This is a genomic window from Erwinia sp. 009765445 (assembly GCF_058137865.1).
Genome location: NZ_JBYUWC010000032.1, coordinates 20,353 through 30,590 on the forward strand (window position 1 = coordinate 20,353; position 10,238 = coordinate 30,590).

The 10,238-nt window shown below is 55.4% G+C and carries 9 protein-coding genes; 6 read left to right on the top strand and 3 right to left on the bottom strand.

The window, feature by feature from the left end:
- The first annotated feature begins 16 nt into the window (after positions 1-16).
- Entirely contained in the window at positions 17-1,552 is a 1,536-nt protein-coding gene (emrB, locus tag AC3Y5R_RS23250; RefSeq protein ID WP_158782656.1) for a multidrug efflux MFS transporter permease subunit EmrB, read from the top strand.
- Positions 1,553-1,601: 49 nt separating this feature from the next.
- On the opposite strand, the gene AC3Y5R_RS23255 is transcribed toward emrB, so the two are convergent.
- Complete coding sequence (locus AC3Y5R_RS23255) at positions 1,602-2,639, bottom strand: tRNA/rRNA methyltransferase (protein ID WP_489923297.1); 1,038 nt, start codon at positions 2,637-2,639, stop codon at positions 1,602-1,604.
- 256 nt (positions 2,640-2,895) lie between these two features.
- Here AC3Y5R_RS23255 and trxC point away from each other — a divergent pair, with 256 nt between their 5' ends.
- The 5 genes from trxC (at position 2,896) to AC3Y5R_RS23280 (ending at position 8,697) form a co-directional block, all read left to right on the top strand.
- Positions 2,896-3,315, top strand: a complete 420-nt coding sequence (trxC, locus tag AC3Y5R_RS23260; protein WP_158782654.1) for a thioredoxin TrxC — start codon at positions 2,896-2,898, stop codon at positions 3,313-3,315.
- Between the two features lie 81 nt (positions 3,316-3,396).
- Entirely contained in the window at positions 3,397-4,131 is a 735-nt protein-coding gene (locus tag AC3Y5R_RS23265; protein WP_158782653.1) for a tRNA-uridine aminocarboxypropyltransferase, read from the top strand.
- Positions 4,132-4,195: 64 nt separating this feature from the next.
- Entirely contained in the window at positions 4,196-6,850 is a 2,655-nt protein-coding gene (locus AC3Y5R_RS23270) for a bifunctional acetate--CoA ligase family protein/GNAT family N-acetyltransferase (protein WP_489923298.1), read from the top strand.
- A 114-nt stretch (positions 6,851-6,964) separates the two neighbouring features.
- Positions 6,965-8,320: a CDP-diacylglycerol--serine O-phosphatidyltransferase gene (gene pssA / locus AC3Y5R_RS23275; protein ID WP_489923304.1), complete on the top strand. Its 1,356-nt coding sequence runs from the start codon at positions 6,965-6,967 to the stop codon at positions 8,318-8,320.
- A gap of 56 nt (positions 8,321-8,376) precedes the next feature.
- Positions 8,377-8,697, top strand: a complete 321-nt coding sequence (locus tag AC3Y5R_RS23280) for a YfiM family lipoprotein (protein ID WP_489923299.1) — start codon at positions 8,377-8,379, stop codon at positions 8,695-8,697.
- Here AC3Y5R_RS23280 and AC3Y5R_RS23285 read toward each other — a convergent pair whose 3' ends face one another.
- The gene (locus AC3Y5R_RS23285) at positions 8,698-10,002 is read right to left on the bottom strand and encodes an MFS transporter (protein WP_489923300.1); all 1,305 of its coding nucleotides are present in this window, start codon (positions 10,000-10,002) and stop codon (positions 8,698-8,700) included.
- A 24-nt stretch (positions 10,003-10,026) separates the two neighbouring features.
- A partial coding sequence (locus tag AC3Y5R_RS23290) for a hypothetical protein (RefSeq protein ID WP_489923301.1) occupies positions 10,027-10,238 on the bottom strand: 212 nt, incomplete at its 5' end.

The following is a 10,238-nucleotide window of genomic DNA, read 5'->3' on the forward strand; positions in this document are numbered from 1 at the left end:
CAGGCGGGGGGCTGTTATGGCACAAAAACCGCTTGAAGGAACCCAGCTGGTTCTGATGACCATCGCGCTGTCGCTGGCTACGTTTATGCAGGTGCTGGATTCGACCATCGCTAACGTTGCCATCCCGACTATCGCCGGTAACCTCGGAGCATCCAACTCCCAGGGAACCTGGGTAATCACCTCGTTCGGCGTCGCCAATGCCATTTCGATACCGATTACCGGCTGGCTGGCGAAGCGCGTCGGTGAGGTGAAGCTGTTCCTGTGGGCCACGGCGGCGTTCGCGGTGGCATCCTGGCTGTGTGGTATGTCCAACAGCCTGACGATGCTGATCTTCTTCCGCGTGATCCAGGGCGTGGTGGCGGGCCCGTTGATCCCGCTGTCGCAAAGTCTGTTGCTGAGCAACTATCCGCCGGCCAAGCGAAGTATCGCCCTTTCGCTGTGGGCAATGACGGTGATCGTTGCGCCGATTTGCGGCCCGATCCTCGGCGGCTGGATCAGTGATAACTATCACTGGGGCTGGATTTTCTTCATCAACGTGCCGATCGGTGCGGTGGTGGTGATGCTGACGCTGCAAACGCTGCGCAACCGGGAAACGGCCACGGTCATCAGACCGATTGACACAGTCGGGCTGGTGCTGCTGATTGTTGGCATTGGCTGCCTGCAGGTGATGCTGGATCGCGGCAAGGAACTGGACTGGTTCAGTTCTAAGGAGATCGTCATCCTGACGATCATTGCGGTGGTGGCGCTGCTGGTATTGCTGGTCTGGGAGCTGACTGACGATCACCCGATTGTCGACCTGTCGCTGTTCAAGTCCAGAAACTTCACCATCGGTTGCCTGTCGATCAGTCTGGCTTATATGCTCTACTTCGGCTCGATAGTGCTGTTGCCGCAGCTGCTTCAGGAGGTGTATGGCTATACCGCCACCTGGGCCGGGCTGGCGTCCGCGCCGGTGGGAATACTGCCTGTGATCCTTTCGCCGATTATCGGGCGCTTCGCGCACAAGCTGGACATGCGCAAGCTGGTCACCTTCAGCTTTATTATGTATGCGGTGTGCTTTTACTGGCGTGCTTATACATTTGAGCCGGGGATGGATTTTGGGGCATCAGCCTGGCCGCAGTTTATTCAGGGCTTTGCCGTGGCCTGCTTCTTTATGCCGCTGACCACAATCACCCTGTCAGGTCTGCCACCTGAAAGACTGGCGGCGGCATCCAGTCTGTCGAACTTTACGCGAACGCTGGCCGGTTCCATCGGCACTTCGATCACCACAACGATGTGGACCGATCGGGAGTCAATGCACCACAGCTATCTCAGCGAGTCAGTGAACGCTTACAACGTTAACTCGCAGCAAATGTACGACAAGCTGGAGCAGATCGGTATGACGCACGATCAGGCTTCCTCGTGGATTGCGCAGCAGATCACCAACCAGGGACTGATTATCTCCGCCAACGAGATCTTCTGGGCTTCGGCAGCGGTGTTCCTTGCTCTGCTGGTGCTGATCTGGTTTGCCCGCCCGCCGTTCGGTTCCGGCAGCGGTGGCGGTGGCGCGCACTGATTTCCAGGCAAAAAAAACGGCCCTTCCGGGCCGTTTTTCATCTCAGGCTTTAAGCGTTCTGACGCCACCATTCGGCAAGCAGAATACCGGTGGCGACCGAAACATTGAGGCTTTCAACGTTACCGGTTCCCCCGATAGAGACGCTCAGGTCGCCCTGTTGCCAGACGCTGTCTGACAGACCGTCGCTTTCCTGTCCCAGCACCAGAACCGTTTTAGCCGGCAGTGTTGCCTGTGCTAAAGGAGTTCCCTTGTGGCTGGAAGTGGTCACAATGGTATAGCCTGCTTTGCGGAAAGCGTTCAGACCGGCTTCGAAGCTTTCACCACTGATCGCCTGAACGTGTTCAGCCCCGCCTTCTGCGGTGCGCACTGCTGCGCCTGACTCCAGCAGGGAAGCATCATCTACCAGCAATCCTTTCGCACCAAAATGTGCACAGCTGCGCATCATGCCGCCCAGGTTATGGGGATTGCCAATCTGTTCCAGCGCCAGCACGCAATCTTTTTCACCCGCAGCTGAGAGCCACTGGCTGACCGGCATACCTGAACGCTTTTTGATCAGGAAGCAGACGCCGCCATGGTGCTCAGTGCCGGAGGCTTTAGCCAGTTCGGCTTCATCAACCACATGATAAGCTTTACGGTTAGCGGCCATCCATTTCAGTGCCTCGCGGAAACGCGGAGTCACCTCCTGAACAAACCACGCACGCACGATGCAATCCGGACGGCTCTGGAACAGGGCCTGGCAGGCGTTTTCGCCATACACCCGCGTCTCTTCCATGCGCTGACGACGGATCTGCTCCGGGTCAATATAACTTTTGCCGCTGATGCCACCGTGATCCGGTTTATCATCCCCGGCTGCTGAGGCCGAAGGCGCGCGTGAAACCGTGCGCCATGGTGAGTCACCTGGTGCTATATCGCGATCGCGCCCGCCACGCGGCTTGCTGTCTGCGTTTCGTGAAGGACGACGATTGCCATCCTGACGAGGTCCACCTTTACCGGTGCGGGGATTTTGCCCGCCTTTGCTGTTCTCGTCATCACCGCGGACATACATCACTTTGACTTTACCGCTTTTACCTTTAAATTCGTCGTTCATTTTCCCTCCACCTGGCTGAGCGCGAAGCGCGCAGATTACCTGATGTGGCAGCGCTTAGCTATCAACTTCCATTATAAAGCGCGCTTCTGGCATTTTCCCGCCCTGACGCCCCGCCGCAAAACGTTGTGAGCCACTACCTATTATACCCATTGAATAAATCTCTTTGTTGCCTGCGATAAGGGCAGCCATAATTACCGCATTCTGAGGCAGACACACGGTAAGTAACTGCTTACCCCAACATCACCGAGGTGAATCAATGAATACGGTTTGTGCTTCATGCCAGGCGACGAATCGCGTTCCGCAAGAGCGTATCAGTGACGGCGCGAAATGCGGCCGCTGCGGCAGCGATTTGTTTAACGGCGAGGTCATTAATGCAACCACCGCCACGCTCGACAAATACCTGCAGGATGACTTGCCCGTAGTAATTGATTTCTGGGCACCCTGGTGCGGTCCGTGCGTCAACTTTGCGCCTGTCTATAAAGACGTGGCGGGAGAGCGCAGCGGCCAGGTGCGCTTCCTGAAGGTGAACACGGAAGCCGAACCTGAGCTGAGTGCCCGTTTCGGCATTCGCAGCATCCCTACGATTATGGTCTTCAAACAGGGTCAGAAGGTGGATATGCTCAGCGGTGCCATGCCGAAAGCTCCGTTTACCGAGTGGCTCGACGAAAACATCTGAGTGCCGGTGGTCAGGTTCGCCTGGCCACTACTGCTTCTCCCGCATTTCCGCTAGAATGGCGTTTTTCCTGAATTCGCCTCCATGACTGAAAACGCTGTCCTTCGCCTGCGCGCTGAGCGTCTCGCCCGTGCCACCCGCCCTTTTCTTGCCCGTGGCAACCGTATTCCACGCTGCCAGCGTTGTTTGCTGCCTAAGAAAAACTGCCTTTGCGCCACGCTACAACCGCAACAGGCACGCAGTCGTTTTTGCCTGGTGATGTTCGACAGCGAACCGATGAAACCCAGTAATACCGGGCGACTGATTGCCGATATCCTGCCGGATACTCAGGCTTTTGGCTGGTCACGCACCGAGCCGGATCCGGCACTGCTGGCGGCGGTAAAAAATCCGGATGTGCAGCCGCTGGTGGTATTCCCTGAATCTTACGCGGATGCGGGCCGCCCGGTAATGAATGTGCCGCCGCTCAGCGGTAAGCCGCCACTGTTTATCATGCTGGACGGAACATGGACCGAAGCGCGCAAGATGTTTCGTAAAAGCCCGTGGCTGGATGCCCTGCCAGTGATGTCACTTCAGCTTTCGACGCCGTCCAATTATCAGCTGCGCGAAATCCACGCAGAAGGTCAGCACTGCACGGCGGAAGTGGCGGCAGAATTGCTGATGCAGGCTGGCGATACTGCGGCCGGGATGGCCCTGACCCGGCATTTCGATCTGTTCCGCCATCGCTATCTGGCCGGTAAACCTCACCACCCGTTACATCAGCAAAAAGCTTCAGCGCCCACGTTTCTCCCCGACGGCTTTAATCCTGATAACCTCGGGTAACCCGCAGCAATAAAGCGCGAAAGCGTTTAAAATCAGGGATAACTACTCGCATCAGGAGCCGGAAATGAGCCAACGAGGGCTGGAAGCGCTGTTACGTCCCAAATCTATCGCGGTCATTGGTGCCTCAATGCGCCCGGAACGCGCGGGCTACCTGATGATGCGTAACCTGCTGGCAGGTGGCTTCAGCGGCCCGGTTCTTCCGGTCACCCCTAAATATAAGGCTGTCTGCGGCGTACTGGCCTGGCCGGATGTTGCCAGCCTGCCGCTCTCTCCCGATCTCGCTGTAATTTGCACCCATGCCAGCCGTAATCTCGATCTGTTGCGTGCGCTGGGCGAACGCGGCTGTAAAGCCTGTATTATCCTCTCTGCCCCAGCCAGCCAGCTGGAAGCATTAAAGCAGTGTGCCGCTGAATGGCAGATCCGCCTGCTTGGTCCGAACAGCCTCGGCCTGCTGGCACCATGGCAGGGCCTGAACGCCAGCTTTTCCCCGGTGCCCATTCATCGCGGTAAACTGGCGTTTGTCTCCCAGTCCGCGGCCGTCTCCAATACCATTCTCGACTGGGCTCAGCAGCGCCAGCTCGGCTTTTCCTGGTTTATCGCACTGGGGGACAGTCTGGATATTGATGCCGATGACCTGCTCGACTTCCTCGCAAGGGACGGTAAGACCAGCGCCATTGTGCTCTACCTGGAACATCTGAGTGATGCCCGACGCTTTGTTTCGGCGGCCAGGAGTGCCTCCAGAAACAAACCTATTCTGATTATCCGCAGCGGACGCAGCCAGCAGGCACAGTTATTGCTCAATACGCACGGCGGCCTGGACGCAGCCTGGGATGCGGCTATTCAGCGTGCTGGCCTGCTGCGTGTACAGGATACGCATGAACTGTTCTCTGCTGTTGAAACATTAAGCCATATGCGACCGCTGCGCGGCGAACGGCTGATGATTGTGAGCAACGGTGCAGCTCCGGCCGCGCTGGCTCTGGATGCGCTTGATGCCCGTAACGGCAAACTGGCCACGCTGAGTGAGGATTTACTCACCAATCTGCAAAGCCTGCTGCCTGGAGAGATCGCCGCCGGGAATCCGCTCGATCTGAAAGATGACGCAACACCAGAGCGTTATCAGCAAACAGTCTCCCGTCTGTTGGACAGCCCGGATATTGATGCGTTGATGATTATCCACGCGCCCAGTGCAGTTGCTCCGGCCACGGTGACGGCTCAGCGCCTGATTGAGACCGTCGCCAGCCATCCTCGCGGAAAGCAGCTAAGCCTGCTAACCAACTGGTGCGGAGAGTTCTCTTCTCTGGACGCAAGAAAACTCTTCAGCGATGCCGGGATTCCAACTTATCGCACACCGGAAGGAACGGTAACCGCCTTTATGCATATGGTGGAATATCGGCGTAACCAGAAACAGCTGCGTGAAACGCCCGCACTGCCTGCGGATCTGAAAGCCAACACCGCTGAAGCTCACCAGTTAATTCAACAGGCACTGGATGAGGGAGCCACCACGCTGGATACCCATGAAGTTCAGGCGATTCTGCAGGCCTACGGTCTGAGCACCCTGCCAACATGGATCGCCAGCGACAGCGCGGAGGCAGTACATATCGCCGGGCAGATTGGTTATCCGGTCGCTCTTAAGCTCCGTTCACCTGATATCCCGCACAAATCAGAAGTTCAGGGTGTGATGCTTTATCTGCGCACTGCCAGCGAGGTACAGCAGGCCGCTGAGGCAATTCTCGATCGCGTTAAGCTGGCCTGGCCTCAGGCCCGCATCCACGGTCTGTTAGTGCAGAGTATGGCAAACCGTGCCGGAGCGCAGGAACTGCGGATTGTGGTTGAGCAGGATAAAGTATTTGGCCCGATGATCATGCTGGGGGAAGGCGGCATTGAGTGGCAGGCGGACAAACAGGCCGTTATGGCCCTGCCGCCGCTGAATATGACGCTGGCGCGCTATCTGGTTATTCAGGCCATTAAAAGTGGCAAGATCCGGGGACGCAGCGCACTTCGTCCTCTTGATATTACCGGCATCAGCAGAGTACTGGTGCAGGTTTCCAACCTGATTGTCGACTGTCCGGAAATTGTACGTCTGGATATTCATCCACTGCTGGCCGCCGGTGAAGAGTTTTCGCTGCTGGATGTCACCATGCAGCTGGTGCCCTTTGCTGGCGATCCGCAAGCACGACTGGCGATCCGCCCTTATCCCCACGCGCTGGAAGAAGCCATTGAACTGAAAAACGGTCAGCACTGCCTGTTCCGCCCTATTTTGCCGGAAGATGAGCCTCTGTTACGGCAGTTTATTGCCCGGGTGACAAAAGAGGATCTCTACTATCGCTACTTCAGTGAGATCAATGAGTTTACCCATGACGATTTGGCTAACATGACGCAAATCGACTACGATCGAGAGATGGCGATTGTCGCGGTGCGGGAGCATAACGGCGCGGAAGAGATCATTGGCGTCACGCGGGCGATCTCTGATGCAGACAATATTGACGCCGAGTTTTCAGTATTGGTGCGATCCGATCTTAAGGGGCTGGGCCTGGGTCGGCGGCTGCTGGAGAAGATGATAATCTACACCCGTCAGCATGGTCTGCAGCAGCTGAACGGCATCACCATGCCGCGTAATCAGGGGATGATAACCCTGGCGCGCAAACTGAATTTTGCCATTGATGTGCAGCTGGAGGACGGGATCGTCAGCCTGTCTTTGCCGTTGAACGCCGCCGGATAATGTCTGGAAACGTAAAACTGCCGACTTCGGCACTAACTAATGGTAATATTCGCGGTTAGGGTGATGATTTTATGGCAAAAGGCCATTCTATGAACAGAGAAGATACGCACTGTGATGTTGTCTAAATTCAAACGTAACAAACACCAACAGCACCTTGCGCAACTGCCAAAACTGTCTCAGTCGGTTGCTGACTTCACCACGCTCTATTCCCCTGCTGATTTTCGTCAGACTTTGTTGGAGAAAATCGCCGGTGCGACGCGGCGTATCTGCATTGTTGCCCTTTATCTGGAAAATGATGACGGTGGCCGCAGCATTCTTTCCGCTCTGTATGAAGCTAAGCGTCGTCGCCCTGAGCTGGACGTCCGCATTCTGGTTGACTGGCATCGTGCCCAGCGTGGCCGAATCGGTGTGGCACGTGGCGCAACTAACGCTGACTGGTACTGTGATATGGCGGACCAGAATGCAGATATCGCCATTCCCGTTTATGGTGTGCCGGTGAATACCCGTGAAGCGCTGGGCGTACTGCACCTTAAAGGCTCAGTGGTAGATGACACACTGCTGTATACGGGTGCCAGCCTGAACGATGTTTATCTGCATCAGCACGATAAATACCGTTACGATCGCTATCAGCTGATCACCAATCCCCAGCTGTCCGACACTCTGGTTAACTGGATCGATAAGAACCTGATTCAGGCCGAAGCGGTTCACCGTCTTGACCAGCATGAACGTCCGAAGAGCCCGGAAATCAAAAACGAGACGCGACAGTTCCGCCAGGATCTGCGCGGCTTTGATTATGATTTCAAAGGTGATGCCAATAATGAACAGCTTGCCGTCACGCCGCTGGTTGGCCTTGGTAAACGCAGCCTGCTCAACAAAACCATCTATCACCTGATGCCCTGCGCCGAGCAGAAGCTGACGCTGTGTACCCCCTATTTCAATATGCCAGCTATTCTGGTTCGTAATATCATCTGGCTGCTGCGCCAGGGCCGTGAGGTTGAAATCATCGTTGGCGATAAGACCGCCAATGACTTTTATATCCCCGAGGATCAGCCGTTCAAGATTATTGGTGCGTTGCCTTATCTGTATGAGATCAACCTGCGCCGCTTCCTCAGCCGCCTGCAGTATTACGTCACCAGCGGGCAACTTAGCGTGCGCCTCTGGAAAGACGGTGAGAACAGCTACCATCTTAAAGGGATGTGGGTTGATGATGAGTGGATGCTGATTACCGGCAACAACCTCAATCCACGCGCCTGGCGTCTGGACCTGGAAAATGCGGTGCTGATCCACGATCCGCTGCAGCAGCTGGCTGAACAGCGAGAGAAAGAGCTGGCCCTGATCCGTAAAGACACCACTGTCGTGCAACATTTCCGCGATCTGGAAAGTATCGCTGACTACCCGGTTAAAGTCAGAAAGCTGATCCGCCGCCTGCGCCGCATCCGCATCGACCGGCTGATCAGCCGTATTCTGTGAGTCCGCTTTGCTTTCTGGCCCTGTCTTCGTACAGGGCCTTTTTACAGGGAAGGATTATGCGCAAACTTCTGCTGCTGTTAACGCTATTTTGTACGGGCTGTACCCACATGGCTGAAGACAGCTGGACGGGCAAAGACAAAGCTCAACACTTCATCTCTTCGGCTTTCCTCTCTGCTGCCGGGAATGCTTACGGCCAGCGTCAGAACTGGAGCGAGGGGCACAGCGGCAGCTTCGGCCTGATGTTTGCCATCAGCCTTGGGGCAGCCAAAGAGTTGTATGACAGTCGTGAAGGTGGAACGGGCTGGAGCTGGAAAGATTTCAGCTGGGATATAGCCGGTGCAGCCACCGGCTATGCGTTATGGAATATCGGTCATTAATCAGAGCCTGATACCCTTCCCTTTGCCATGCAGCATCAGTGATACCAGAAAAGCGACCGCGCCAAGAGCGGAGACATACCAGAAGAAGCTGGTTTCACTTCCCGCCGCCTTCAGCGAAAGCGCAACATATTCCGCAGAGCCGCCAAAAATTGCGTTGGCTACAGCATAAGAAAGTCCCACTCCCAGCGCTCTGACTTCGGGGGGAAACATCTCCGCTTTCAGAATGCCACTGATCGAGGTGTAAAAACTGGTGATCAGCAGTGAAAGCATAACCAGCATAAAGGCAATGTACGGGCTGCTGACGCTTTGCAGCAGTGTCAGCACCGGTACGGTACAGACTGCAGCCAGCCCACCGAAGATCAACATTGAGTTTTTACGTCCAATTTTGTCAGACAATGCACCAATCAGTGGCTGTACCAGCATAAAAATAAATAGCGCAACGGTCATTAAGGCACTGGCTGTACGGGTATCCATGCCCGATGTGTTGACCAGGTATTTCTGCATATAGGTTGTAAAGGTGTAGAAGCTCAGAGAGCCGCCCGCAGTGAAACCCAACACCATAATAAAGGCACGGCGATTCTTCCAAAGCCCTCTCAGCGATCCGGCATCTTTGTGCTCACGGCTTTTACGATCGGATGTTTCATTCAGCGATCGGCGCAGATAAAGCGCGACAATGGCCAGCACTGCGCCCAGAGCAAAAGGAATTCGCCAGCCCCATGCCCGTAACTCTTCATCCGTCAGGATTTGCTGCAATACCACTATCGTCAGCAACGCCATCAGTTGTCCACCAATCAGCGTGACGTACTGGAATGAGGCATAGAATCCCTTGCGGCCTTCAATGGCAACCTCGCTCATATAGGTGGCGCTGGTACCGTACTCTCCGCCGACCGACAGCCCCTGGAACAGGCGGGCGAGCAACAGCAGAGCAGGAGCCCAGATGCCAATAGTCGCATACCCCGGCAGGCAGGCGATCACCAGCGAGCCAAAGCACATCATGCATACGGAGATCAGCATTGATTTCTTACGGCCATACTTATCACCAATATAACCAAACACCCAGCCACCAACAGGACGCATCAGAAATCCGGCCGCAAAGACACCGGCGGTTTGCAGCAGCTGGGTGGTTGGATTGCCTGAAGGAAAAAAGATATGGGCGAAATAGAGTGAGCAGAAGGAATAGACATAAAAATCAAACCATTCTACCAGGTTACCGGATGAAGCACCCACGATTGCCCGGATTCGCTGGCGGGTGTCCGCTGCAGGAGCTGTCGCTCTCACAGTCTGTTGTGATGTGGCCTCTGCCATGGGATTAACCTCTTCTTTTCCTTGCTAATAATTAGCGACAAAATGCAAATACGCTATAGCAGTAAACCTCAGAGGCTGATTGTTAAGAAATTGTTTTTGATCTGGGAGGCAATTTTGTGAGGAAGGTTTGGTTTTCAGCGGCAAGATAAACGCAAAAAACCCGGCCGTCAGGCCGGGGTTCCTGTCTGAAAGCAAAAAGGCCACCCGTAAGGGTGGCCTTTCTGTTTTATTTGATG

Excerpts from the sequence above, each read along its gene's own strand:
- emrB (WP_158782656.1), top strand. The coding sequence starts at position 17 with ATGGCACAAAAACCGCTTGAAGGAACCCAGCTGGTTCTGATGACCATC.
- AC3Y5R_RS23255 (WP_489923297.1), bottom strand. The coding sequence starts at position 2,639 with ATGAACGACGAATTTAAAGGTAAAAGCGGTAAAGTCAAAGTGATGTAT.
- trxC (WP_158782654.1), top strand. The coding sequence starts at position 2,896 with ATGAATACGGTTTGTGCTTCATGCCAGGCGACGAATCGCGTTCCGCAA.
- AC3Y5R_RS23265 (WP_158782653.1), top strand. The coding sequence starts at position 3,397 with ATGACTGAAAACGCTGTCCTTCGCCTGCGCGCTGAGCGTCTCGCCCGT.
- AC3Y5R_RS23270 (WP_489923298.1), top strand. The coding sequence starts at position 4,196 with ATGAGCCAACGAGGGCTGGAAGCGCTGTTACGTCCCAAATCTATCGCG.
- pssA (WP_489923304.1), top strand. The coding sequence starts at position 6,965 with ATGTTGTCTAAATTCAAACGTAACAAACACCAACAGCACCTTGCGCAA.
- AC3Y5R_RS23280 (WP_489923299.1), top strand. The coding sequence starts at position 8,377 with ATGCGCAAACTTCTGCTGCTGTTAACGCTATTTTGTACGGGCTGTACC.
- AC3Y5R_RS23285 (WP_489923300.1), bottom strand. The coding sequence starts at position 10,002 with ATGGCAGAGGCCACATCACAACAGACTGTGAGAGCGACAGCTCCTGCA.